Below are 25039 nucleotides of genomic sequence, written 5' to 3'. Positions count from 1 at the left end.
CTGATCAGAAGTGGTACAGGTCGGTGATTTCCTGAAGGCGACCGTTGCGCCGCAGGGTGATAATGGCTTCATTGAGCCTTGGCATCAAGTCCAGGTGGGGGGACTGTCGCGAGCACTGAAGCATCAGCGGGATATCGGTGAGCTTCAGGGGCTTTGCCAACATGTCATCCAGGCCATTTTCCACAGCGAGATAGCGCAGTGTGGGCACCGCACCCGCGATGCCTGCGACTCGGTGGCGATCCAGTTTGCGCAACGCGATCAGGTAATCGGTGTCGTACACCTTTTGAATACCGGTATCGTTGTCAAAACGCGGAGTGATGGCCGAGCCGCGAAGCAAAGAGATGGTTTCGCCGTGCAACTGGTCGTAGTGGGTAATGGGGTGGTCTTTGTGGGAGAGCACACCGACATCGTGCTGTGCCACCAGCTCGCCGTGAACCACCACCTCCTCATCCCGTGGAACCAGAATAGTGCAATCGTGATCGCCCGACTCCAGTTCGCGGTCAACGCGGGCAAATGGCGTAAGGCTGGTTTCAATGTTGAAACCGGTCAACGCCGCGATGGCATCAATGATCGCAACGAAAGCGCCTTGCTGATCGCCGGTTTCAGGGTTGTAATGTGCCCACGGCGCGACATCAATGGTAATGAATTTAAGATCCGGGGCGGGCGCTGCCTGATGGGTAGGCTTCTCGCTTGTCGGTTCCTCGATTGTTGGTTCCTCGCTTTGGGCGAGAGGCGAGTGGCCGCTGAATAATAGAAGTGCGCCGACAAGACCAAAAGAAACTGTACGAAACACTGGCGTTTTGTTCACCCAATAACCTCGTTCTCTGCAAAGAATACGATTGGTTCGCCTAAAAGCCGTCACTTTATGGTTTTTGAGTGGGGCACAGCAGGCAAAGCGTCATAAAATTGACTAAAAATTAGCCGTTTTGTGTTCTTTGTGACCATTAAGTGGGGCGCAGGCGCTTTTAACAGTAGCACAGTGGGGTGCAGGGCTCAGCGGCCTTTACAAAGTCACAGGGTTTCATAACAAAAAAATTCAAATTAAACAATCACTTACTTTGTGGCGTTTGAATCCGCCCTTCGTTTGAAGGGGAGAATGTAAAAATTTTTTGCCGCGCTGCGCGAGACGGGACGCTTTTTTGCAAAGAGTTATCTGGCGACACACTTGATGGTGTGCGTTATTCCATTACAGGTAACTAAGGTGAACCTTATGAACCAGCGTATTGTTCTCGTAGTCAGTGACAAATTCTCCGCGTATGTACAAGGCAAAGATGCCATGACGTATTCCAATTTGCGTGGAATATTAAGTCTGCCTATTCCTTTGCTGCCGAATCAGGGCCGGACCGTTTTGGTTCCCGGTCAAGGTTTGAGTGATGAAAATGTCCAAACGCTGTTGGACGAAGCCTCTCGCTCCCCGAACCTGAGTCAGTTTGATTTCTCACTCTGGCATCAGTTGCCGGGCCGGGCCCCGTCGTCGTTAACACACAAGCATCGTCCGGAAAACACGTTGATCTCCATGCCCGTCCGCCAGACGGCGGAAACATTCACTATGCAACTGATGATTGATGAGCGTTGCGAACTGATGCAGGACCACCAGAGCGGGCAGCATGTGCAGGGCATGATTCTGATCGAGGCGGCGCGGCAGGGGATGCTGGCTGTGGTAGAGCAGTTTTTTCTACCCGAGAACGACATTGACTACGCCTTTGTGCTCAACGATATGGGCGTGAAGTACAACAACTTTGCGTTCCCGGTATCGGCGAGCATCGAGTGTCGAATCCTGGAGCAGAGTACCGATAACCCCCGGCGTTTGACGTTTGTGACCGAAGCCGTTGTGTGTCAGTGTGGTGTGGAGGTGTCCTCCCTGACGTTTACCTTCGCCGCTATGGACAAAGCACGTATCGGAAAGCGTGAAGCGAGCATGGCGAGTAAAGCGCAGAAATGGCATTTGTCAGCAGTGGATGATCAACTGCAACAAATCGGAGCCGTGGATTTTAATGATCTGCGTCGTGTTGATAATTTCTAGTGATGGCCGGAAACGGACGGCTTTTTAAACAGGAGGTGTTTTGTGAACGCTGTTGAATCGTTATCAAAATCGTACGCGTTCTTTGACGTGGATGACACACTTATTTCCGTCAAGAGTATGCTCAGTTTTCAACCGTACTGGTATGAAAAGGTCGGCGATGACACAGGTCGCCATGCCTATGAACAGGACCTGAAAGCGCATTTGCGCCCGGATGCTTGCTGGGAGTTCCTGAACCGGCTCTATTACCGCCACTTTGCCGGTCGCAGCCCGTGCCAGGTGGCCGAAGTGGCTCGGCAATGGTTTGACCATCAACGGTCAGTGCTGCCGAATTTTTACCACGAATACCCGTTGCGGGAACTGCGTGCGCATCAGCGGGCTGGTCGGGAGGTTGTGTTTGTCTCCGGTTCATTTCCGTTATTGCTTCAGCCCATTGCGGAAGAGCTTGGGGTTCGGCATATATTGGCTACGAACCTGGAGGTGTGTGATGGCTTGTTTACCGGCAATCTACTGCCTCCACAGACGATTGGTCGCGGTAAAGCGCAAGCCATTCACCAGTTTTTGCTGGAGCATGGTGCGGTTGCCGAGACGTGTTACGCCTATGGGGATGATGTGTCTGACCTCCCCATGTTGCAAGCTGTCGGTATGCCGACGGTGGTCAGCGGCGGGCGGGAGTTAGAGGCCAAAGCCCGAGCGATGGGTTGGCGAGTGATTGCGCCCGCCTAAGGCGGCTTGTTTACGGATAAGAATGAACTCTGTCGCCAGTGCGACCCTTTGACTCCCGCGTAAGCGGGAGTTTTTTATGGGTAATGAAGACTCCGGTCCGTGACGTTCTACGTATGGTTATCGAAAACAGCCCGGCTAGGTTGCGCCTGAGACCCCCTCGGCGGCGGGACTGAACTGGTTGAGAATTGGGCGGAGGCGCTCCAGTGGGAGCGGGTGACTGAACAGGTATCCCTGAGCCTGATTGCAGCCATGTGCGCGCAGGAATTGACGCTCCATATCCGACTCGACGCCTTCGGCGACCACGTCCATGCCCAAGCCGTGTCCCATCGTGATAATGGTTTCAATCAGTTGTGACGTGTTGGTGTTCACGCCGATGTTGCACACGAAGCTGCGATCTATTTTCAGTGTATGGAAAGGATAATCCTGCAAGTAGCCCAGTGACGAGTAGCCAGTGCCAAAGTCATCAATGGAGATCCGGACGCCCATGTCGCACAACGCCCGAATATTGTGTTGCGTCGCTTCGGAGTCGTCCACCAGCATGCGCTCGGTAATTTCGAGCTCCAGCTGTGTGGGGCTCACGCCGTTGGCGGTGAGCTGTTCTGCCACATACTCATTGAAGCCCGGCATCTGAAGTTGCTGAGAGGAAATATTCAACGCGAGGCGAATGCCTCCCTGGCTGCGAGCCAGCCAGGCGGCGGTTGCCCTCAAAGCCGTTTTCAGTACCCAATTGTCTAGTTCCTGAATGACACCGATTTCCTCCGCAAGGGGGATGAAACGATTGGGCAGCCAGATGCTGCCGTCCGGCTGGCGCCAGCGCACCAACGCTTCCACACCCGCCACCGTGTTGTCTTCCAGTGAGTAAATAGGCTGATAAAACAGAACGAGTTCGTTGTCGTCCAGGGCCCGGTGAAGGCGCTCTTCAAGCTCCAGCCGTTCAATCAACTGGCGATTGATATCTTCGGTGAAGAAATGATACTGGTTGCGGCCAAGGTCTTTGGCTTTGTACATCGCCAAATCGGCATTGCGCAATACCAGGTGCGGGTTCTTGCCATCGTCGGGGAAAAAGGCGATGCCGATGCTGGCGGTCACCCGGTACTGTTTCCCGATAATGGTGAAAGGTCGTTCGAACTGCTGAACGATCTGTTCGGCGACTTGCTGTGCCTCACGCGCTGACTCCACGCGAGGCAGAATGACCACAAATTCATCGCCACCCATGCGCACCAGTGTGTCGCCGCCACGAATACAGCCGCTCAGGCGACCGGCGGACTCTTTGAGGAGGTTGTCACCGACACTGTGCCCAAGGCTGTCGTTGACGTTTTTAAAGTGATCCAGGTCAATCACCAGCAGGGCGCACTGGTGGCCGTCCCGCTGTGCTGCTTCCAAAGCCACATTCAGGCGATCGATCATGAGAACGCGATTGGCCAGGCCGGTGAGTTGATCGTAATGCGCCTGGCGCAGCAACTGTTCCTCATAGCTGCGTCGGACGGTGATATCTTCCTTAATCACCACGTAGTGGGTGATATGTCCGTCATTGTCAGTGAGCGGTGACACACTGACCTGCTCCCACAGCAGTTGGCCATCCCGCCTTGCACTGCAGAACTCTCCAGACCACTCCCGGCCCGTGCTGACCGTATTCCACAGTTCGGTCAAGGCGCTGGCACTGTCCTGATCGAGCAGTGTAAAACCGAGGTTTCGACCGGTGGCCTCACCGGCGCTGTAACCACTGAGCTCCTCGAAACGGGGGTTAACGTATTCAATCTGGCCTTCGGGATCGGTAATGACGACGGACACGGGGCTTTGCTCTACCGCTCGTGACAGAATACGAACCCGCTCCTCTGCGCGGCGGCGCTCCTGGCGAACTTCGGCCTCGCGCAGCTCTCGCTCCACGGCGGGGATCAGCCGTGCCAGCGCATGCTTGTCCATAAAGTCGTGGGCGCCTTGTTTAAGCAGGTTGACGGTATCTTCCGCCTGCACCGCGCCGGACATGATAATGAAGGGGATATCGCGACCGCTGTGTTTCAAGGCTGCCAATGCCGCTTCAGCGCTGAAGCGAGGCATACGATAATCACAGATAATCAGCCCCCAGCCTTCCTGGAGAGCGTCGAGCAGTTCTTCTTCGGTTTCTACGCGTTGGCTCTCTAGGAGGAAACCGCCGTGGGTTAACTCAGCGACGGTGAGTTCCATATCCGCTTCCGAGTCTTCAATAAATAATACTTTTAGCGATTTGGCCATGGATTTTCTGCCGGTTGCGATCTTGAAATATTGAAGGGGGCAACAGGTGTCCCTGGCGAGCTATTGTACACAGTGCTGCCGGGCCAGTGACAGCTCAAGCCGCGCCCAACGGGGACCGGTACCGCTTCCATGTTTTGTAACTGTAGCCTGTAAACATTAAAAAAGCGAAATAAACCGAGGCGTGCCACACTAGTGTCTGGGGTACCGCTGTCATCAAACTGTCATTTTTAAGACATAAAATAGACATTAAACAGACACAAAAGAGACATCAAGCCGACATATCTCGATGGGCGGTCTTCCTGGTTTCTGGCTTTGAGAAGACCATGATCTACTCTGAATTGAAACGTTAGCGAGTTAAAGGCAGGAACTTTCTATGAAAACGCGCTGGTCGACGAAAACATGCTGGTCTATGAAATCATGCTGGTTACCCCTGGTGGCGTTATTGGGCTTGCCGAGCGTGGCGGTCGCGGACTTTCGTATTTATGGCAAAGGTAACGTATCGTTCCAGGCTGTGGATGAATCCGGCGAGAGAACCTCGGAGCTGGTGAGTAACGCGTCCCGCCTGGGCGTGCGTGGCTCGGAAACGCTGCGCGAGGGGCTGGAGGTGATTTATCAGCTGGAGTACGAGGTCCAGATTGATGATGGCGACAAGAATGACAGGACGTTTAACCAGCGCGACAGCTACATCGGCCTGCGTGGTCGCATGGGCTCTCTTATCGCCGGCAAACTCAATACCCCTTTGAAGAATATTCAGGACGCCGTCGACCTGTTCAATGACCTGGAAGGTGACCTCAACTATCTGTTCGCTGGTGAGGTCAGAGCCGATAATGTGGTGCAGTATATCAGCCCGGCCTATGGGCGTTACTTCACTTCCTCAGTGGCCTACATTGCGCCGGAGGAAGACGGGCTGGATCCGGGGGTTTCAGCCGCCACGACGTTCCAGTACGAGGACCTTTATCTGGCCGTGGGCGGTGACTCCGGCGTTCAGGCGCCCGATGCGGACCTGTTTCGAATCGCCGGGCGCTATTCATTCGCTGCCGTCGGCCTGCATGTGGGAGCCCTGTACGAGTTCTACGATGACGGTGTGATTGAAGAAGAGGGGAGTCTCGTCTCTCTGCTGTGGGAAGCCAGCGAACAATGGGCGTTCAAACTGCAGGGCGGAACCTCGGATATCAACCATGGCGGTGGAGAGGCTGTCAGCGTGGGTGTCGATTACCGGCTGAGCCCGAGTACCAAGCTTTACGGCTACTACACCAATGAGTCCCGTGACCTTGGGTGTGGCGTGGAACGTTGCGAAGACCAGTATCTGGGGGCGGGCCTTAGCGTTACCTTCTAAAGTCAGCCTAAAGCCAACCTGAAGCCAACCTGAAGCCAGCCCAGGCCCAGGTGGTCGACCCGGCGCCTGGGGCCGCTCTTGCCCAATTCTACGAAGAATCATTGAGGCAGAAGGAGTTTTGGGCTAACACTTTTTAACAGATGAATGGTAGCATCTGTCGGTAAGATTAAAGGCTCTGGCGTTCTTTCTTTGCCGCTCTAGGGACGGAACACCGGCTTCCCTTCTTGCAGGCTGTCTGGCCGAATGCCTTCCGAAATTGTCGGATCGACAGAGGTAAAATGTAGTGACGCAAACCCGCCGTTTAGTTCCCGGATGGCTTTTTGCCGCCATGCTCAGCGCAGCGCTGTTGGCTGCTGTGTCGCCCGTTTGGGCGGCTGAGGGCGAGTTCGATGACCCCTGGGAAGGGTTCAACCGCAAAGTTCATGCGTTTAACATGACGACAGACCGCTTCTTCCTGCGTCCGATTGCCGTGGGCTATCGTTATGTGACCCCCGATTTTATGCAGACCGGGGTTCGCAACGTGTTCAACAACGTGAAAGAGGTGCCCAGCGCTCTGAATGGCCTGTTACAAGGCAAACCCGGCTCGGCGGCGCACGATACGGGTCGTTTTCTGATCAATTCGACGCTGGGAATCGCCGGGTTATTTGATGTAGCCCGGCATATGGGCCTGGAAAACAGTGATCACGAAGATTTCGGTCAAACGTTAGCCGTTTGGGGCTTTGATCGGGGTCCCTATCTGGTGTTGCCATTCCTCGGCGCAAGTAATGTTCGCGACGCGTTCGCTCTGCCCGTAGATGGGGTGACGGATCCACTGTTTTACATCGACCATACCCGCACCCGTAATACGGTTCTGGTAATGAGTGTCATCAATCGTCGCTCCCAGCTCCTTGACCTCGAAGAGCATCTCACTGGCGACCACTATACGTTCATTCGCGATGCTTACCTTCAGCGGCGTGAGTTCCTGGTGAACGATGGGGAAGTCGAGGATGATTTTGGGGCGGATATGGATATGTCGGAGTACGGAGATTTTGATGACGGCTCGGAGTCAGATCCGTTCTGACTCCTTAATCAGGCTTGATTCAGTCCAGAATCTCGAGGATTTTGACACCAATACGGTGACGGTTTGGCTGCTCCTCCTCGGGTTCGCTGCGCACGACGCGGGTTCGAGCGCGAAGAGTAGGGCTCGGTCCTTCCTTGGATGCCACAGTCACTTCGATCTCCTGACCCAGCGGCAAAGCCTGATCCAGCGACAGCAACATGCCGCCCCCGCTGAGGTTAAGGCACATCCCTTGGGTTTGCACCTGTTCCCCAAAGAGTTGGGCGGGCAGGGGGGAGTCCACTTTCACCCGAATAAAATCCCGCCGCTCTTCTCCACTTCCCTTAACGCCCATCGATCACTACCTCGCTGATTTGGAATGCGCTCTAACCTCTTGGCAGAACCGTTGCCCGGCCGCGCGTCTCATTGCCTTCCGAGAGCTTAAACTTAGTCGAAAAATCCCGTTTTGAACAGCTTGCGTCCGATACTATAAGGGAGTAGTGTATTGCGCTTTATGCAACCTCCTACTTCTCCGGCGCACGGACCGACTGACAGATGACCGACGAAAGCAGAAAACTGCTGATCATCGATGACGATGCGCCGGTCCGCCAAAGTATCGTAGCCTATCTTGAAGATAGCGGTTTCCGGGTGATCGAAGCCTGTGACGGACCTGCTGGCCTTGCGGCGTTTCGCGAAGAATCTCCCGAACTGGTCATTACCGATCTGCGTATGCCTGGCCTTGATGGCCTGCAAGTATTGAAAACCATCCATGAGAGCTCTCCCGACTTGCCGGTCATCGTGGTATCTGGCGCGGGCGTAATGGGCGATGTGGTGTCGGCTTTGCGACTGGGGGCGAGTGATTACCTGATCAAGCCCATTGTCGACATGGAAATGCTGGTTCACTCCGTTCGTCGCGCCCTGGAGCGCTGCGATTTATTGCTCCAGAATCAACGCTATCGCGCCAAGCTGGAATTAGCAAACCGTGGCCTGCGGGATAATTTGCGCATGCTCGAACGTGACCAGCAGGCCGGACGGCAGGTGCAAAAGCGGCTGATGCCATCCTCGTTAAGCACGGAGGAGGGGTATCAGGCCTCTCATTATATTGCACCGTCCCTGTACCTCAGCGGGGACTTTGTCGACTATGCATTCCTCAAGCAGCGCTATTTGGCATTTTATCTGGCGGACGTATCAGGCCACGGGGCCTCGTCGGCGTTTGTCACGATTTGGTTGAAACATCTGGTCAGTCGTATGGTGCGTGAGGAGGGGCTGTTCTGTGATGCGGACTCCTTTGAGACGGGCGCCAACACCATGCTGCAGCAGATCAACCGGGAACTGAATGAAACCCGGCTGAACCACCACCTGACCTTTTTTGTCGGAGTAATAGACACCGACACCCGGGAAATGCGCTACGTAGTCGCGGGCCATCTTCCCATGCCGATTCTGGTGGCCGATGGTCGGGCCGAGTTTTTGTCGGGTAATGGCAAGCCGGTGGGGATCTTCGCTCACCCCGAGTGGCAGATTTATCAACGTGTGCTGCCAGAGACATTCTCGTTGGTGTGTTTCTCCGACGGGGTACTGGAAGTGCTCCCGCCCAAGGAATTGATCGACAAAGAAGCGCAGCTTTTGGACGTGGTTCAGCAGCACGGTTCAAGTATGGAATCGGTGTGCGAGGCACTGGGAATACAGGGGGCCAGTGAGACCCCCGACGATATTGCGGTAATGACGATTATCAAGAGGTAGCGACTCATGCGTCCCGGTCAGATTCTGGTTGCCGATCACGCGGGTGTTTATGTCATCAAGATGGTGGGCGATGTAAGGTTAACGCTGTGCATCTCCTTCGATCAATTTATAGACACTATGTTTCGTCGCGATGATTTTTGTGATGTCATGTTTGATTTGTCGGAGGCGGAGGCCATCGACAGTACAACGCTGGGCCTGATGGCCAAGATCGCCTTGCAGGGAAATGAAGAGCGGGGCATTACGCCGGTGATCTACTCGAACAACGACAGTATCAACCGGTTGCTGTATACCATGGGATTTCAGGAAATTTTCACTCTGGTCACCAATCTGGACGCTCCGGTTCAGCCTGATCAGGCGCTCCCCTCTGGGATGCAGGAAGAGCTGGCCGTGAAGAACAAGGTTATCGAAGCGCACAAGATATTAATGGGGATGAATCAGGAAAACCAGGAGACGTTCCGCAACCTTGTCAAAATGCTTGAGGAACGCTAAACGGCTCTAATACGGCTCGAGCGGGCTGTGCGGTGGTCTGAGAGCGCCACCGCACAGGGAGCAATACCCAGGCCTTTACTCCTCGTCGTTGTTCATCTTGGACTGCAGATAGTTCTGAATGCCGACCTTGTCGATCAAAGAAAGCTGGGTTTCCAGCCAGTCGACATGTTCTTCTTCGGATTCCAGAATGTTTTGCAGCAGATCGCGACTGCCGTAGTCACGCACCGATTCACAATAAGCAATACCGTCGCGCAGATCCGGAATGGCTTTCATCTCCAGTTTCAGGTCGGCGGCCAGCATTTCCTGAGTATTTTCCCCGATCAGCAGTTTGCCCAGATCTTGCAGGTTGGGCAGCCCCTCGAGAAACAGAATACGCTCAATCAGCATATCGGCGTGTTTCATTTCGTCGATGGACTCTTCGTATTCGTGGTCAGCCAGCTCTTTCAGGCCCCAGTCCTTATACATCCGGGAGTGGAGGAAATACTGATTAATGGCAACAAGCTCGTTGCCCAGGCACTGATTCAAAATCGCAATAACTTTAGCGTCGCCTTTCATAGCCTTCTCCGCGAAAATAGGTGGCGTGTGAACGGATTCAATACGACGTTAAAGTGTGGTGGGGAATAGCGGGGCTGTCAAGCACAATGTTTTTGTAAGTGCTTGATATTTAATGAAAAATTAATAGAAATACAACTGATTTTCAGTGGCGTTGGCTTTCACTGTACGATCAAGCCACAGGGTCTGTTAAGCAACGGCATACCCCTCTCAAGCAACGGCATACCACAGCGGCGAACCCAGTCCCGAAGCCATTTCAGCGGTGCCACTGGTCTCGCGAATCACTTCACGGGTATGGCAGGCACACTTACCGCATTGGGTGGCAACGCCGAGAGACTTGCGCAACTTACCCAATGTATCGGCGCCAGAGTAAACGGCGTCTTTGATCTGGTGGTCGGTAATGCCCTTGCACACACAAACGTACATGCGAATTGCTCCGGGGATATGACAAGTTGTTGGCTATAGTATTGCTAATGAGAATTTCTGTCAATAACTCCTGAGAATAATTCACATTTAAAATGCTATTTTTGGTTGTTCTTTAATAGTCTGGGCCAATATAGTCTTTGGCTGTCACAACGATATAGAAAATCAATAGAACACAAACCATCTCGTCTGTATGATAACGTGCAGCTGACCCGCCGGCGTCAGCGACTTTGCCGATACGGCAAAATTGCCGGTAACGCATTGTTTTGTCAGGTGTTTTTTTGAGAGGTGATCATGTGCTCCCCTCTGTAAAAGAACATTTGGTCTCGTTTTCACCCTTAACTGTCAACCACAATCAGGAGATTGAATATGGGCGTACTCGTAGGTAAACCCGCACCCGATTTCACCGCTTCCGCGGTACTGGGCAATGGCGAAATTGTTGATGAGTTCAACCTGCACACTGCCATCAAGGGCAAAAAAGCGGTGGTGTTTTTCTACCCGCTGGACTTCACCTTTGTGTGCCCCTCCGAGCTGATTGCGTTCGACCACCGCGTCGAAGAGTTTAAAAAGCGCAACGTGGAAGTGATTGGCGTGTCCATCGACTCTCAGTTCACCCACAACGCATGGCGTAACACCCCGGTGGACCAGGGCGGTATCGGCCAGGTTAAATACACGCTGGCGGCGGACGTCAAGCACGAAATCTGTAAGGCGTACGATGTGGAATCCGAAGGCGGTGTGGCCTTCCGTGGTTCGTTCCTGATCGACGAAGATGGTCTGGTTCGTCACCAGGTGGTCAACGATCTGCCGCTGGGCCGTAACGTGGATGAAATGCTGCGTATGGTTGACGCTCTGGCATTCCATCAGGAGCACGGCGAAGTGTGCCCCGCTGGCTGGAACCAGGGTGACGCTGGTATGGACGCTTCACCGGAAGGTGTCGCCAAGTACCTGGGCGAGAACAGCGGCAAGCTGTAATCCGTTTTTTGCCCGAAAGCGTAAAACCCGATCGCGAAAGCGGTCGGGTTTTTTTGTGTTCGGCGACGGTATTTAGAGCGGTAGAGGTGGTGTCGAAAAAGAGGCAGAAATCAGTGTAGCCCGCGCCACCACTGGCCTTCAGGCAGTTTTTGGTTGGGGGGCAACTTGCTTTGAACTCTAAACTTCTCTAAAATAAGCTGCCTTTTGGGGCGATGTGCCGCCCGTTGCGGCCCGGTTTTGTCGATAGGCAGTGTGTATTGCGCCCGGATCAAGTCATTCACTTTTTGATCACAATGAGGAATTTTCAATGAGAATTTTTGAAGAGATGGAGTCTGAGGTTCGTGGTTATGTGCGTTCCTTCCCGGTCGTATTTGATCAGGCTGAAGGGTCTGAACTGTTTGACGAAAACGGCAATCGCTTCATCGACTTCTTCGCGGGTGCGGGTACGCTTAACTACGGCCACAACAACCCGAAGATCACGGAAGCGCTGATCAGCTATCTGCAGCACAAAGGTATTGTGCACGGCCTGGACAAAGCGACCGTGGCCAAGCGTGAATTCATGACCAAGTTCCGCGATACCATTCTGGCGCCGCGCGGACTGCAGTACAAAATGCAGTTCACCGGCCCTACCGGTACCAACGCGGTGGAAACCGCGTTGAAGCTGGCTCGTATGATCAAGCGCCGTTCCAATATTATCGCGTTCACCAATGGCTACCACGGTTTGACCATGGGTGCCCTGGGTGTGACCGGTAACTACTTCTACAAAGACGAATCCTACGGTTCGCGCGCTAACACCGCCTTTATGCCGTTCGATGGTTTCCTGGGCGAAGACGTCGATACCATTGAGTACATGCGCAAGTTCCTGTCTGATCCCAGCAGTGGTGTTGACCTGCCGGCGGCGGTCATCGTGGAAACCGTGCAGGGCGAGGGCGGCATTAATGTGGCGCGCATTGAGTGGCTGAAACGCCTTGAGGAGCTGTGTCGAGAGTTCGATATCCTGCTGATCATTGATGATATTCAGGTAGGTAATGGTCGTACCGGCACCTTCTTCAGTTTTGAGCGCGCGGGAATCCACCCGGATATGGTGACGCTGTCCAAATCCATTGGCGGTGGCTTGCCGATGGCCCTGTTGCTGATGCGTCCTGAGTTGGACCAGTGGGCACCGGGCGAGCACACCGGGACTTTCCGGGGCAACAACCTGGCCTTTGTGGCGTCTACCCAGGCATTGAGCTACTGGGACAACGACGACATGAGTAAAGTGGTCGAGTACAAAGGCAGCATCATTGAGGAGGAGCTGAACAAGATCGTGGCGGACTACCCTGAGTTCGAGCCGAAGGTTCGCGGTGTGGGTATGGTCTGGGGGCTTGAACTGGCGCCGGGCATGGCGAGCGAACTGTCTCAGGAAGCGTTCACTCGCGGTCTGGTGGCTGAAACCGCCGGTGCCGACGATCAGGTCTTGAAGTTCCTGCCTTCTCTGCTGATTGAAGAAGAAATTTTGCGTGAAGGGATCCAGATTATTCGCGACTCCCTGACCAGCCTGGTGGAAAAGCAGCGCAAGCTCATCACCGGCGAGGAGAGCTGATTCGGACTTTTAGGTTCCCGCTCTCTCAAAAAACCCCGCGAGCCCAGGCTCGCGGGGTTTTTTGTATCCCTTCGGTCCCTGTCCAGATGTCTCATGAGAGTCAGTCACAGTTCCAGAAAATTACGCTCAAGTCGTCTAAAATAATGCTTGCCAAGCGGTATGAACTGCTATTCAATCGCCGCCCGCGATCACTGGCATTAGAGAGCCAGTTGGCCGACGTTTATTCTCATGCCCACAAGGGGGTGCCATGACCGATTCTCCGATTCAGTTGCAGGACTACTACGACCCGCAGACCTTTGCCCGCATCAAACAGTTCGCTGATACGCAAGAGACGCCGTTTGTGGTGATTGATACCGCTACCATTGAGCGGCACTATCAGGAACTGGAGGAGAATTTCCCCTACGCACGGATTTATTACGCGGTGAAGGCCAATCCGGCACCGGCGATCCTGAAGATGTTGGCCGAGCGTGGCGCTAATTTTGATATTGCTTCCATCTATGAGCTGGATAAAGTGCTGGGGTTCGGTGTGACCACTGACCGGATCAGCTATGGCAATACCATCAAGAAAAGCCGGGATATTCGTTACTTCTACGAGAAAGGGGTGCGTTTGTTCGCGACTGACTCCGAAGCGGACCTGCGCAACATCGCCCGTGCCGCCCCCGGTTCAAAAATCTATGTACGAATTTTGACGGAAGGGACACTGACCGCGGACTGGCCGCTCTCGCGCAAGTTTGGCTGTGAAATCGATATGGCGATGGACCTGCTGATCCTCGCTCGTGATCTGGGGTTGGAGCCCTACGGTGTGTCATTCCATGTAGGCTCCCAGCAGCGAGAGATCAGCAGTTGGGACGCCGCCCTGGGTAAGGTAAAAGTGATCTTTGAGCGTCTTAGGGAAGAGGTTGGGATCGAGCTGAAAATGATTAACATGGGGGGTGGTTTTCCGGCGAACTACATTACCCGCACCAATGATCTAGGCACCTACGCGGGTGAGATTACCCGGTTTCTGGAAGAGGATTTTGGCAAGGACTTCCCGGAAATCATCATCGAGCCCGGCCGCTCGTTGATTGCCAACGCGGGTGTGTTGGTGAGTGAAGTGGTGTTGATCGCCCGTAAATCGCGCACAGCGCTGCACCGCTGGGTGTTCACCGACGTGGGCAAGTTTTCAGGCCTGATCGAAACGCTGGATGAAGCCATCAAGTTTCCCATCTACGTAGAAAAGCAGGGCGAACTGGAGGATGTCGTTCTGGCCGGGCCGACCTGCGATAGTGCGGATATCATGTACGAGCACCACAAGTACCCGTTGCCGCTCAATCTTGCCATCGGAGATCGCTTATACTGGCTGTCCACCGGCGCCTACACGACGTCTTATAGTGCGGTAGAATTCAACGGTTTCCCGCCTTTGAAAGAACACTGTATCTAACCGGCTTTACAGGTTGGGTCCCGCTTTGGGCGCAGCACGATTCTTCGTTCTGCGCCCATTGTGTTAATGGTCTTGAAAGAAAAACGCTGAGAGAACACAGAATGAAGATAGTGGCCGACGAGAACATCCCTTTGGTGAATGAGTGCTTCGGTGATCTGGGTGAGATTGTGCGTCTGCCCGGCCGCGCCATGCGACAGGCGGATTTGCAGGGGGCGGATGTGTTGTTGGTGCGCTCTGTGACCGAGGTCAACGAACAGCTGCTGCGTGATACGCCAGTGCGTTTCGTGGGGACTTGTACAATCGGGGTGGATCACCTCGACACCGATTATCTTGACGGCTCGGGTATTGGCTGGTCCAGCGCTCCCGGGTGCAATGCGAATTCCGTAGTGGAGTATGTTTACGCCGCTCTGGCACATCTCGGTGCGGACTGGGTGGGGAAAACCGTGGGCATTGTGGGCTGCGGTAACGTGGGCGGTGAGCTGTACCGTCGGCTCAGGGGACAGGGCGTAGCCTGTCGCGTGTACGATCCCTTTCTGGCGCCGACTCAGGTGGCCGATCTGACGAGCCTGGAGGCTGTGCTGGCGTCGGATGTGGTGTGCCTGCATACACCGCTGACCCGAACGGGCGACTTCCCCAGCCATCACTTGATAGGCGCTGAACAGCTGCGTCGTCTTAAGCCTGGTGCGATCCTGCTAAACGCCGGGCGAGGGCCGGTCATTGATAACCAGGCATTGTTAGCGCATCTGGACAGAGGCGCCGACTTGCGGGTGGTGCTGGATGTCTGGGAGCCCGAGCCAGACATTTCCCGCCCGTTACTGGCCAAAGTGGCTCTGGGGACCCCTCACATTGCCGGCTACAGTTATGACGGAAAAATGCAGGGCACCTTTATGATCTACGAGGCGTTATGTCGTCATTTGGGAATATCACAGGACAAGGATCTGGTCTCACTGAAGCCGCCCGTAGCCGATCCGCAACGAGCGCTGAGTGCTCAAGCGCTGGAAGAGGGTGGGGTATGGGCCTCAATTCAAGCGTTGATTCCCCAGGTTTACGCCATCGCCGAAGATGACCGAAGGCTGAGGGAATTGGCTGCCCGGGCGGATAAGGGGGCAGAGGCCTTTGGGCCAGGCTTTGACCGTTTGCGCAAGGAGTATCCCAGACGCCGGGAGTTTTCAAACTATCGGGTTACCGGCTCGGAAGGCGCTGAGACTTCCGAGCGTTTGCAGGCCCTGGGCTTTCAAGCTTTGAGCATTAAAGGATAAGCCCAGGGCTGCTCTCACTGTGAGTAATGCTCCAGGAACTCACCAAACCGCTGAATCGCTTTGGTGAGATCGTCTTCCCGGGGCAGGAACACAATGCGAAGGTGATCCGGTTCCGGCCAGTTGAACGCGGTTCCCTGCACGAGCAACACTTTTTGCTGCACCAGGAAGTCCAGAACCATCTGCTCATCATCCTTAATGTTATAGCGCTTCCGATCCAGCTTGGGAAACAGGTACAAAGCCCCCTTGGGTTTGACACAGCTCAGCCCCGGAATCTCGTCAATGGCCTTCATGGCCGCATCGCGTTGATCTCTTAACCGGCCACCGGGGATAATCAATTCGTTGACGCTCTGGTAACCCCCCAGTGCCGTTTGCACGGCGTACATTGCCGGCACATTGGCGCACAGTCGCATGGAAGCCAGCATTTCCAGCCCCTCGATGTAGCCCTTGGCCTTGTGTTTGGCGCCGCTGACGGTCATCCAGCCGGAGCGAAATCCGGCCAGGCGGTAGCACTTCGATAAGCCGTTGAAGCTGACGCACAGAATGTCCTGGGCCAGTTTGGCCATAGGGATAAATTCGGCATCGTCGTACAGGATTTTGCTGTAGATTTCATCGGCGTACAAAATCAGGTCATGCTCCCGGGCCAACTGCACGATTTGCTCGAGTACGTCCTGGCTGTAAACCGACCCGGTGGGGTTGTTGGGGTTGATCACGACAATGCCGCGAGTGCGGTCCGTGATTTTGCTGGCCATATCAGCCACATCAGGGAACCAGTCAGACTGCTCATCGCACCGATAATGTACGGCTTTGCCGCCAGCAAGATTGACCGCCGCGGTCCACAAGGGGTAATCGGGGGCGGGCACCAGTATCTCGTCACCGTTGTTCAGCAGCGCCTGCATGGCCATGACGATCAGCTCACTGACGCCATTACCGAGGAAAATATCGTCAATATCAACGCCTGGAACACCGAGGCGCTGGCTTTCCTGCATAATCGCCTTGCGTGCCGCGAACAGACCACGGGACTCGGTGTAGCCTTCCGCATTGGGCAGGTTATAGATAACGTCCTGAATAATCTCGTCGGGTGCGGAAAAACCGAAGGGCGCGGGGTTGCCGATATTCAGTTTGAGAATTCGGTGGCCTTCTTCTTCCAGGCGGTAAGCGTGCTCAAGCACCGGGCCACGAATGTCGTAGCAGACTCCCTGGAGCTTGGTGGATTTCTTGATGGTGCGCATCTGCAGTATCATGTCCAAAATGGCGGGTTAGGCAAGCGTCAAATGCCTGCAAGTCCTTGAATCATCTCGCCTACTCCCAGTCTCTGTCAAGGAGCCGTGTGTATGAGTGACCATAAAAGCCGCAGCGAAACCGAGTGGCGCCAAACGCTGTCGCCGGAAGAATATCGTATCTGCCGGGAGAAGGGCACGGAGCCTCCGTTTACCGGTCGCTACTGGAATGTGTTTGAGGACGGTGTGTATCGCTGCCGCTGTTGTGGCGAACCGTTATTTGAGTCCGACACGAAATACGATGCCGGTTGCGGCTGGCCCAGCTTTTTCGCCCCCGCAAAAGCCGAGGTGATTGAAGAGGCCTTTGATGACAGCTTCGGTATGCGTCGCACCGAGGTGATGTGTCGCAAGTGTGGAGCCCATTTGGGCCACGTATTCCCGGATGGACCTGCTCCGACCGGCCTGCGCTATTGCATTAATTCAGCGTCCATTGACCTGGATCAGGATAAGTCCTAGTCATAGATTTGTTTTTTCTTCCAGCCGTCTTCCTGCTCGAATTCCTCCCATTCCTTCTGGTCTTCAAGCGGTGGCGGCGTGTCGGAGTTCTCGGGAGCGGATTGAGCCATCTGGTTCTCCAGCTTGGCAATGACGTTATTAATCTGGGACAGCTGTTGCTGGTGGGCCTGACCGCCACTTTCCTGGGTAATTCGTTTTTTGGCCAGGTTGTAAAAGTGAATGGCCAGTCGGGGCTTGCCAGCCGCCTGTGCTTGTCGCGCCTGACTGATGTGTGCGTCTACGGACACCAGCAGAGCGAGTCGTTTAATCTGCTCTTTACAGGTTTGCCCCTGAGCGGAAGAAAGATTGCCCTTGTCCGTTTGTGCGGAGACAAACCGGTACAGCTCCTGCAGGAGTCGCTTGATTTCGACGGCCTGTTCCGGGTTGGTAGCCGGGGTACGCTTGGCAGAGGGGCGGTGTTTCAGTTCTTCCAGTTCGGCGGAGTAAAGGTTGAAGTCCCTCAGGTGTCCGGGCTCTTTGGGCTCAAGTCGGCTGAGTTGCTCACAGGCGTCGAGCAATGTCCGATACACAATCAATGTCAGCTCTTTGGTCAAAAAGCCTTCAGGCAGTCCGGAGATCATGAATTTGAAGTTGCGCTGACGGTGCTTCAGTGCGGTCAGCAGGCGTTGACGGTGCTGCCGCCGCTTCTCCAGCGTCTGGTGTACAAAGGCGTATCCCACCAGCAGTACGAGCAGCGCAAAGATAATGCTGGCGATAATGAGTGAGGACATTGAGCCGCCGTTTTTCAGTCAGTTGAATGGAATGAGGCGTCAAAATTCGAGTATAGCACCAAACCCCCTCGCGGTACGAAGCCCTTGAACTGTAAGTCATTGTTTCCCGGCACAAAAAAAATATAAAAAAGTGTTGACAGGTGCCGGGTCGCTCCCTAGAATGCGCACCACTTCTTGAGGGCAACGCCACACGGCGACGCGTTCAGGGAGGTCCGGGTCCCCTTCGTCTAGTGGCCTAGGACACCGCCCTTTCACGGCGGTAACAGGGGTTCGACTCCCCTAGGGGACGCCATGCGGGAATAGCTCAGTTGGTAGAGCACAACCTTGCCAAGGTTGGGGTCGCGAGTTCGAATCTCGTTTCCCGCTCCAAATTTAAAAAAGCTGGCTTAGGCCGGCTTTTTTTATACCCGCCCATTGCCAGCTCTGAAATCTGCTACACTACTCGACCTTCGTTCGAGGCTCAGTGCAACCCGAACAGCTTGGCTCGCTCGTGGGCATAGGAAAACTCCCGGCCTTCGGCTTGCGCTTCGTGGCGACGCTCGTCCAGTATTTGGTAATTGGCAATTTCCTCGTCCGGCATAAAGTGCAGGCAATCACCGCCAAAATACCAGAGCAGGTCACGATGAAGCAGGGGCATCAGCTGGCCGTAGGCCGCGATCACCCTACCCAGCACTTGCTGACCCTGGTGTAAAAAATCTTCCTCGTCGTGAGCCCTGGGTAGCGCCTCCAGTTGCGCCAGAAACTCCAAATCCTCGGGTGGGCAATCTTCCAGTACGAAGGGGGGCTGCTGTTGCGCCTGGCGAACGAAGTCGCGCAGCAGGCGCAGGTGATGCTCGCGGTATTGGGTTTCCGCCTGATGATCCAGTTGGGTCGACATCGTTAACTCCCCGATGGTTGTGGTTCAGCCATCGTTGTAAAGCAATGAGTGAATTCGACATTATGACAGCTGCACTTTCAATTAGAAATCTTACGAAGGTCTACGGCAGCGGCTTCGAGGCGCTGAAAGGCATCTCTCTGGAGGTGCAGCCGGGTGACTTTTTTGCGTTGCTGGGGCCGAATGGCGCCGGTAAGTCCACCACCATCGGTATTCTTTGCTCGCTGGTACGGAAAACCGGTGGGGAAGTGGAAATTTTTGGCAAGAACATCGATACCGACTTTTCGGCGGCCAAAAAAGATGTGGGCATTGTGCCGCAGGAATTCAATTTCAGCCAGTTCGAGAAAGTGCGCGATATCGTGCTTCAGCAAGGTGGATTTTATGGTTTGCCACGCAAGCAAGCGCTGGTACAAACCGACAAATATCTGAAGAAGCTCGGGCTGTGGGATAAGCGCGATACGCCGGCACGAATGCTCTCTGGGGGGATGAAGCGGCGGTTGATGATCGCACGGGCGCTGGTGCACGAGCCGCGCCTGCTGATTCTGGATGAGCCCACAGCCGGTGTCGACATCGAGTTGCGCCGGTCCATGTGGGACTTCCTGCGCGACATCAACGCGGCGGGCACGACCATCATCCTGACCACCCATTATCTGGAGGAGGCGGAAAGCCTTTGTCGGCATGTGGCGATTATCGATCAGGGAACGATCGTCAAGAACACGTCCATCCGCAGCCTGCTTAAAGAGTTGAGCCGGGAAGTATTTATTTTTGATAGTTCAGCGGTTCTGGATCAAGCGCCCGTGGTGGAGGGTTTTGCGACGCGTCTGCTGGATGAGCACAGCTTTGAGGTGGATGTCGAGAAAGGCCAGTCGCTCAATCGTGTGTTTGAGGCGCTGAATGCGCAAGGGCTCGATATTGTCAGCATGCGCAATAAAGCCAACCGACTCGAAGAGTTGTTTGTCGCGATGACCGGCAACGGTTCCGCCGAAGCGAACGCCGAGGTATCGGACGAACCCCAAACTGCAGTAACCGGAGGGTAATCACGGTGGAAGTAAGAGAACAGTGGATCGCGTTCATGACGCTGTTGCGCAAAGAAATCAAGCGCTTCACCCGTATCTGGGTACAAACATTGTTGCCGCCCGCCATTACCATGGCGCTGTACTTTGTGATCTTCGGGAAATTGATCGGCAGTCGCATCGGCGATATGGGCGGCTTTGATTATATCCAGTTTGTGGTGCCGGGCCTGATTATGATGGCGGTGCTGACCAACGCTTATTCGAATGTCAGCTCGTCATTCTTTAGTGCCAAGTTCCAGAAAAGTATTGAGGAGCTTCTGGTGTCGCCCACACCCAATTACATCATCCTGCTCGGCTACTGCCTGGGTGGCGTGGCGCGTGGCCTGGCGGTGGGGGTAGCAGTAACCGCGCTGGCGTTGTTCTTTACGCATCTGCCTATTCACAGCTGGTTTATTACCATCTCCATTGTGGTGCTGACGGCGGTGCTGTTTGCATTGGCGGGTTTTATCAACGCGGTGTTCGCCACCACGTTTGATGATATTTCCATTGTACCCACGTTTGTGCTTACCCCTCTGACTTACCTGGGCGGGGTGTTCTTCTCCATCGAACTGCTGTCTGAGTTCTGGCAGGGCGTCGCCCGCTTGAACCCGATCCTGTATATGGTCAATGCGTTTCGTTATGGGATGCTCGGGGTATCGGACGTGGATATTCGTCTGGCCTTTGGCGGCCTGCTCTTGTGCGTGGTGGTGTTATTTGCTGTGGGTCTGCACCTGCTGAAAACCGGCAAACGTTTGCGAGCCTGAGGCGAAAATGGCAATGAGTGAGTCTTCACATGGCCCCCTGGGGCAGCACACTCGGTACAGCGCACAGTATGACCCTGAGTTACTGTTTCCGATTGCGCGGGCACAAACGCGCGCGGCGCTGGGTATCGGGACGCAAGGCCCAGAAGCGGAGGGGTTGCCTTTCTATGGGGTAGATTACTGGACCGGCTACGAAATTTCGTGGTTAAACGAGCGCGGCAAGCCTCAGGTGGCGCTGGCCCGTTTTTGTCTGCCCTGTGAGAGCCCGCACCTGGTGGAGTCCAAGTCATTCAAACTGTACCTGAACTCCTTTAATCTCACGCGCTTTCCCGACAGGGAAACGGTTCGGGAGCGAATGGTGGCCGATCTGAGTAACGCGGCTGGGGCAACGGTGAGCGTGACGCTGACACCGCTTGAGGATGCGGTGTTGCCGGTGATGGCTCCGGCAGGTGATTGTCTTGACGTGCTGGACATTGCCGTGGACCAATACCACCCGGCGCCCGAGCTCCTGGCCACTCGCCCCCAGATCGTTGAAGAGCAGCTGTTCAGTCATTTACTGAAAAGCAACTGTCCTGTCACCGGCCAGCCGGATTGGGCGACCGTAAGCATTCACTACCGTGGTGAGCGCATTGAGCGGGAAGGGCTGTTGCAATACATCGTGTCGTTCCGCGAGCATCAGGACTTCCACGAGCACTGCGTTGAGCGGATGTTTCTCGATATCACGCAGCGTTGTCAGCCGCAGTTTTTGAGCGTCTACGCGCGTTACACGCGCCGGGGCGGGCTGGATATTAACCCGTTTCGATGTTCGGAGCCCGGAAGAGAACCGTTGTTTGAGCGCCTGTTGCGGCAGTAGCCGCCACCAGCGCTAGACGATTACCTTGTCTTTCAGTTTTTCGGCGGCTTCTTGCAACGCCTTGACCACTTTGGCTTTGTCGTAATTGCGAACCTTTTCCAGGTCCAGGTACATGGAGAAACCTTCAGCGCGGTCCTCGAAAAAGCTCTGGTTTTTGCCCAGGTCCTTGCGGAAGTCGGCCACTTGATACACCTTCACCGGCTGACTGAATCCTTTCACGGTGATCTCGCCTTTGTCCCGGCATAGGATCAGGTCTTTCACCAGCGACCAGGTTTCATGGGATACCAGAATTTCATCGGGAGAGGCTGCTGACTCCAGTCGGCTGGCCAGGTTCACGTGCGTGCCCAGTACGGTGTAATCAAGGTGGCTGGAGGTCCCGAAGGTGCCCACGGTGCAGTAGCCGGTATTGATGCCCATGCGAATTTGCAATGGTTTCTTGATGCCCTGATTGAACCACTCCTGCTGAAGGGACTTCATGCGCTTTTTCATGGCAATGGCCATGGAGACGCAGCTCAGGCAATCCTGCTTTACGCCCTTGCTGTTACTGTCCCCAAACAGCACCATGATGCCGTCCCCCATGAACTTGTCGATGGTGCCGCCGTGCTGCGTCACGATCTTGGACATTTCCGTGAGGTAGTGGTTAAGCAGTTCAGTCAGTGACTCGGCCTCCATTTCCTCGGACAGCTGGCTGAAGTTCTTGATATCAGAGAAGAAGACCGTGATGCGCTTGCGTTCGGCCTGGAGCATGTGATCCTTGCCCTGGTTGATCGCTCGCCATACCGGCGGAGGCAGATATCGTGAAAGCTTGTACGCGCGGATCTTGTGCCACTTTTGTTCGCTTTCCAGCTTGAGCAACGTCATGGACAGTTTACGCATGCGCTGGTGCATACACAGCGCGTACAACAGAAAATAGGTAATAATTCCGATCAGGCTGGCCGCACTGATTTCAATATTGCCACTGAGTACCCATTGCGGCTCGTGCACCATCAGGCTGGCCAGTACGCCACTGGCAAAGGCCAGGTTATCCTCGAACCAGCGTCTGACGCCTCCGGAGAGGAGGGCGTTAAACTGAATCATGGTCATGAACAGCGTTAGCGGCAGCAAGCTGAAATCCGTCAGGCTCAGTACCAGACCAATAAGCGCGGCATCACTCCAGGAAAGGTAGCGGCTGACTTTGACAAGGGTGGGGCGCTCAAGCTTATGGGTGAAATGAAACGTCAGATAGGTATAAAGCAGAAGAAAAACGATGGTGCCGAGATACAGTGGTGAAATGTTCTCCCAGTTGGTATAAGACGCCAGCGTTCCGGCGGCCGCGAAACAGATGAGCGACCGGAAGTAGTATTGATAGAGGGGCGAGTCGGCTTGCACCTCTTCGGGCGTTTGGGCTGTGGGGCGTTGCGTCATTGTTATCGAAAACCTTGGTGGTTCGGACCTGTTGACACCCTGCCCCTGTTTTTGGGGCGGGGGTTGTCCTTTGGTGAAACCATTGTCACGGTCATCGTCATTCCCGGAATCTCAACGGCAAGTAGTCCCTCAGCCACCTATTAGACGTTTTTTTGTGCCAAAAGTCTATGTGCCTCCCTGGTCGCAGCAGGAGGTGTTTCTGGGCGTGGTATTATGGAGCCTTCAATGAATTGACCAATGAACTGACCGTAGAGTGGCTTATGGACGCACTGGATGTATTACATCAGCGGGTTTCCACCCCTAAACTGACCGAACCGGCCCCGAATGACGCTCAGCGCGACGCCTTGTATCGGGCCGCACTGCGAGCCGCCGATCATGGCTTGATGCAGCCTTGGCGTTTCCTGGTGATCCAGGGTGAGGGGTTGGACCGAATGGGGGAGTTGCTGGTGAAAGCGGCACTGGCGGACAAGCCGGACCTGTCAGAGAAAGAGCAACACTCTCTGCGCGCCAAACCGCGCCGTGCGCCGCTGATCATCGTGGCTATTGCAGCCTGCCGTGAACACCCCAAGGTGCCGGTGATTGAGCAAGTCGTATCGACGGGGGCCGCCGTCCAGAATATGCTCAACGCCGCCTTTGCCCAGGGTATTGGTGCCTTCTGGCGCACTGGCGGTCCGGCCTATCACCCGGTGGTCAGAGAGGGCCTGGGCATTACGGGCCAGGAGGAATTAGTGGGCTTTTTGTATCTGGGAACGCCTGCCAAGACGCCACACCCGCCCAAGTCCGTGAATCCAGAGACATTTTTTCAGCCCTGGCCCGGCAAATAGCGTTGCGTTCGCGGCTCCATTTGTGTACATTACGCCACCTCTGAACGGCAGCCAGACGGCACCGCTCGGGAACAACTTGTAGGTGAGGTGGCCGAGTGGCTGAAGGCGCACGCCTGGAAAGTGTGTATACCGAAAGGTATCGAGGGTTCGAATCCCTCCCTCACCGCCATCTAAAACCGCTCCTGTATCAGGGGCGGTTTTTTTATGTCAATAGCGTAATGCGCTATCCGTTCCGCCTCTTCGAACCAACCCCGGCTTTTAAAAAACTTTTTCCAATCAACCACTTGACGAACCCGCTTCAAATCTCTAATATTCGCACCCGTTGACGACGCACTCGTAGCTCAGCTGGATAGAGTACTCGGCTACGAACCGAGCGGTCGGAGGTTCGAATCCTCCCGAGTGCGCCATATCAAAACCGATAAGCCCCTGATTTTCCTAGTGAAGATCGGGGGCTTTTTCGTTGTGGATGCCAACGGCGTCCCGTGCTGTGAGTCTATTCACAAAACGGTAACGAGCAGTCGCTCGGAGCTTGCGGCTTTCCGGTCCGCTGATTAGACTTCTGATTGACTTTTCTCTGGCCAGGGATGCCGCGTATATGGACGACGCTCCGCAACTTTATCTTTCCGACGTAGGCATGACGAACGCGATTGGCGGCTCTATTCCCATGGTGTGGACGTCCGTCAAATCTGGCTTCAACCGCTACAAACTCTCCCTATGCGTCGACGACAACGGCTTCCTTCTTCGATTGGCGCCGATCCCCATTGCAGTATTTGAGTACCTGAATGCCGCATTTAACTCCGCGCTGACCGCCTTTAATCTATTAATAAACACCACCGCACAAAATTGCCTGATGTACCACTCTTCAGACGCGGGCCTGCGCGGTGCTCTGGTAGTGGAAAAATGCGCTCGGGCAAAGGAAATCAGTCAAGGAGAATCTTTATGACGCAGGTGGGCGAGAGTGTGTTCGTGTCGCAGCCAACG

Annotated in this window: 25 protein-coding genes and 4 tRNA genes; 20 read left to right on the top strand and 9 right to left on the bottom strand. The window is 54.8% G+C overall.

What is annotated here, in order from left to right; translation table 11 throughout:
• Positions 1-4 precede the first annotated feature (4 nt).
• Positions 5-808 (bottom strand): substrate-binding periplasmic protein, encoded by an 804-nt coding sequence (locus ACQCLF_RS05315; protein WP_426985263.1) that lies wholly within the window; start codon positions 806-808, stop codon positions 5-7.
• A 402-nt stretch (positions 809-1210) separates the two neighbouring features.
• Between ACQCLF_RS05315 and ACQCLF_RS05310 the strand changes: the two genes are divergently transcribed.
• Both ACQCLF_RS05310 and ACQCLF_RS05305 read left to right on the top strand, forming a co-directional pair.
• Complete coding sequence (locus ACQCLF_RS05310; protein WP_426985262.1) at positions 1211-2023, top strand: AfsA-related hotdog domain-containing protein; 813 nt, start codon at positions 1211-1213, stop codon at positions 2021-2023.
• A gap of 42 nt (positions 2024-2065) precedes the next feature.
• Positions 2066-2746: an HAD family hydrolase gene (locus ACQCLF_RS05305; RefSeq protein ID WP_426985261.1), complete on the top strand. Its 681-nt coding sequence runs from the start codon at positions 2066-2068 to the stop codon at positions 2744-2746.
• Between the two features lie 135 nt (positions 2747-2881).
• Here the strand turns inward: ACQCLF_RS05305 and ACQCLF_RS05300 are convergent, their stop codons facing one another.
• On the bottom strand, positions 2882-4978 hold the full coding sequence (locus ACQCLF_RS05300; RefSeq protein ID WP_426985260.1) for a putative bifunctional diguanylate cyclase/phosphodiesterase: 2097 nt from the start codon (positions 4976-4978) through the stop codon (positions 2882-2884).
• A gap of 373 nt (positions 4979-5351) precedes the next feature.
• Here ACQCLF_RS05300 and ACQCLF_RS05295 point away from each other — a divergent pair, with 373 nt between their 5' ends.
• Both ACQCLF_RS05295 and ACQCLF_RS05290 read left to right on the top strand, forming a co-directional pair.
• On the top strand, positions 5352-6314 hold the full coding sequence (locus ACQCLF_RS05295; protein WP_426985259.1) for a porin: 963 nt from the start codon (positions 5352-5354) through the stop codon (positions 6312-6314).
• Positions 6315-6597: 283 nt separating this feature from the next.
• Entirely contained in the window at positions 6598-7374 is a 777-nt protein-coding gene (locus tag ACQCLF_RS05290) for an MlaA family lipoprotein (protein ID WP_426985258.1), read from the top strand.
• 19 nt (positions 7375-7393) lie between these two features.
• Here ACQCLF_RS05290 and ACQCLF_RS05285 read toward each other — a convergent pair whose 3' ends face one another.
• A complete protein-coding gene (locus ACQCLF_RS05285) occupies positions 7394-7705 on the bottom strand; it encodes a PilZ domain-containing protein (RefSeq protein WP_426985257.1) in 312 nt (103 codons plus the stop codon).
• Positions 7706-7905: 200 nt separating this feature from the next.
• Between ACQCLF_RS05285 and ACQCLF_RS05280 the strand changes: the two genes are divergently transcribed.
• Positions 7906-9090, top strand: a complete 1185-nt coding sequence (locus tag ACQCLF_RS05280) for a SpoIIE family protein phosphatase (RefSeq protein WP_426985256.1) — start codon at positions 7906-7908, stop codon at positions 9088-9090.
• Positions 9091-9096: 6 nt separating this feature from the next.
• Positions 9097-9579, top strand: coding sequence for an STAS domain-containing protein (locus tag ACQCLF_RS05275; RefSeq protein WP_426985255.1), 483 nt, complete (start codon positions 9097-9099; stop codon positions 9577-9579).
• A gap of 75 nt (positions 9580-9654) precedes the next feature.
• Here ACQCLF_RS05275 and bfr read toward each other — a convergent pair whose 3' ends face one another.
• Positions 9655-10134 carry a bacterioferritin gene (bfr, locus tag ACQCLF_RS05270; protein WP_426985254.1) on the bottom strand — a complete coding sequence of 160 codons (480 nt, stop codon included), beginning with the start codon at positions 10132-10134 and terminating at the stop codon, positions 9655-9657.
• A 207-nt stretch (positions 10135-10341) separates the two neighbouring features.
• A complete protein-coding gene (locus ACQCLF_RS05265; protein ID WP_426985253.1) occupies positions 10342-10557 on the bottom strand; it encodes a bacterioferritin-associated ferredoxin in 216 nt (71 codons plus the stop codon).
• Between the two features lie 366 nt (positions 10558-10923).
• Between ACQCLF_RS05265 and ACQCLF_RS05260 the strand changes: the two genes are divergently transcribed.
• From ACQCLF_RS05260 to ACQCLF_RS05245, 4 genes are all read left to right on the top strand, one after another.
• Positions 10924-11526 carry a peroxiredoxin gene (locus tag ACQCLF_RS05260; protein ID WP_426985252.1) on the top strand — a complete coding sequence of 201 codons (603 nt, stop codon included), beginning with the start codon at positions 10924-10926 and terminating at the stop codon, positions 11524-11526.
• A gap of 307 nt (positions 11527-11833) precedes the next feature.
• On the top strand, positions 11834-13108 hold the full coding sequence (gene ectB / locus ACQCLF_RS05255; RefSeq protein WP_426985251.1) for a diaminobutyrate--2-oxoglutarate transaminase: 1275 nt from the start codon (positions 11834-11836) through the stop codon (positions 13106-13108).
• Positions 13109-13355: 247 nt separating this feature from the next.
• Positions 13356-14528: a type III PLP-dependent enzyme gene (locus ACQCLF_RS05250; RefSeq protein WP_426985250.1), complete on the top strand. Its 1173-nt coding sequence runs from the start codon at positions 13356-13358 to the stop codon at positions 14526-14528.
• A 101-nt stretch (positions 14529-14629) separates the two neighbouring features.
• Complete coding sequence (locus tag ACQCLF_RS05245) at positions 14630-15787, top strand: 4-phosphoerythronate dehydrogenase (RefSeq protein WP_426985249.1); 1158 nt, start codon at positions 14630-14632, stop codon at positions 15785-15787.
• 14 nt (positions 15788-15801) lie between these two features.
• On the opposite strand, the gene ACQCLF_RS05240 is transcribed toward ACQCLF_RS05245, so the two are convergent.
• Positions 15802-17016, bottom strand: a complete 1215-nt coding sequence (locus ACQCLF_RS05240; RefSeq protein ID WP_426985248.1) for a pyridoxal phosphate-dependent aminotransferase — start codon at positions 17014-17016, stop codon at positions 15802-15804.
• Between the two features lie 102 nt (positions 17017-17118).
• Here ACQCLF_RS05240 and msrB point away from each other — a divergent pair, with 102 nt between their 5' ends.
• Positions 17119-17520 carry a peptide-methionine (R)-S-oxide reductase MsrB gene (msrB, locus tag ACQCLF_RS05235; protein ID WP_426985247.1) on the top strand — a complete coding sequence of 134 codons (402 nt, stop codon included), beginning with the start codon at positions 17119-17121 and terminating at the stop codon, positions 17518-17520.
• On the opposite strand, the gene ACQCLF_RS05230 is transcribed toward msrB, so the two are convergent.
• Positions 17517-18290, bottom strand: a complete 774-nt coding sequence (locus ACQCLF_RS05230) for a hypothetical protein (protein WP_426985246.1) — start codon at positions 18288-18290, stop codon at positions 17517-17519. The genes msrB and ACQCLF_RS05230 overlap by 4 nt on opposite strands.
• Positions 18291-18506: 216 nt before the next feature.
• Between ACQCLF_RS05230 and ACQCLF_RS05225 the strand changes: the two genes are divergently transcribed.
• Positions 18507-18582, top strand: a tRNA-Glu gene (locus ACQCLF_RS05225).
• Between the two features lies 1 nt (position 18583).
• Positions 18584-18659, top strand: a tRNA-Gly gene (locus tag ACQCLF_RS05220).
• Between the two features lie 91 nt (positions 18660-18750).
• Here ACQCLF_RS05220 and ACQCLF_RS05215 read toward each other — a convergent pair.
• A complete protein-coding gene (locus ACQCLF_RS05215; protein ID WP_426985245.1) occupies positions 18751-19167 on the bottom strand; it encodes a PA2817 family protein in 417 nt (138 codons plus the stop codon).
• A 62-nt stretch (positions 19168-19229) separates the two neighbouring features.
• Here ACQCLF_RS05215 and ACQCLF_RS05210 point away from each other — a divergent pair, with 62 nt between their 5' ends.
• The 3 genes from ACQCLF_RS05210 to queF are packed head-to-tail and all read left to right on the top strand — an operon-like array spanning position 19230 to position 21830.
• The gene (locus ACQCLF_RS05210) at positions 19230-20201 is read left to right on the top strand and encodes an ABC transporter ATP-binding protein (RefSeq protein ID WP_426985244.1); all 972 of its coding nucleotides are present in this window, start codon (positions 19230-19232) and stop codon (positions 20199-20201) included.
• Positions 20202-20206: 5 nt separating this feature from the next.
• Positions 20207-20980 carry an ABC transporter permease gene (locus ACQCLF_RS05205; protein ID WP_426985243.1) on the top strand — a complete coding sequence of 258 codons (774 nt, stop codon included), beginning with the start codon at positions 20207-20209 and terminating at the stop codon, positions 20978-20980.
• Positions 20981-20993: 13 nt separating this feature from the next.
• Complete coding sequence (gene queF, locus ACQCLF_RS05200; RefSeq protein ID WP_426985242.1) at positions 20994-21830, top strand: NADPH-dependent 7-cyano-7-deazaguanine reductase QueF; 837 nt, start codon at positions 20994-20996, stop codon at positions 21828-21830.
• 12 nt (positions 21831-21842) lie between these two features.
• Here the strand turns inward: queF and ACQCLF_RS05195 are convergent, their stop codons facing one another.
• The gene (locus ACQCLF_RS05195) at positions 21843-23234 is read right to left on the bottom strand and encodes an adenylate/guanylate cyclase domain-containing protein (protein WP_426985241.1); all 1392 of its coding nucleotides are present in this window, start codon (positions 23232-23234) and stop codon (positions 21843-21845) included.
• A 230-nt stretch (positions 23235-23464) separates the two neighbouring features.
• On the opposite strand from ACQCLF_RS05195, the gene ACQCLF_RS05190 reads away from it, so the two are divergent.
• The 4 genes from ACQCLF_RS05190 to ACQCLF_RS05175 all read left to right on the top strand — a co-directional run bounded on the left by ACQCLF_RS05190 (position 23465) and on the right by ACQCLF_RS05175 (position 25001).
• Entirely contained in the window at positions 23465-24058 is a 594-nt protein-coding gene (locus ACQCLF_RS05190) for a nitroreductase family protein (protein ID WP_426985240.1), read from the top strand.
• Positions 24059-24139: 81 nt separating this feature from the next.
• A tRNA-Ser gene (locus ACQCLF_RS05185) sits at positions 24140-24227 on the top strand.
• 161 nt (positions 24228-24388) lie between these two features.
• A tRNA-Arg gene (locus ACQCLF_RS05180) sits at positions 24389-24465 on the top strand.
• Between the two features lie 188 nt (positions 24466-24653).
• Complete coding sequence (locus ACQCLF_RS05175) at positions 24654-25001, top strand: hypothetical protein (RefSeq protein WP_426985239.1); 348 nt, start codon at positions 24654-24656, stop codon at positions 24999-25001.
• The last annotated feature ends 38 nt before the right edge of the window (positions 25002-25039 follow it).

This window comes from Marinimicrobium sp. ARAG 43.8, from assembly GCF_050113635.1.
Classification (GTDB): Bacteria; Pseudomonadota; Gammaproteobacteria; order Pseudomonadales; family Cellvibrionaceae; genus Marinimicrobium.
This window is presented reverse-complemented; position numbering and strand designations above follow the sequence as displayed.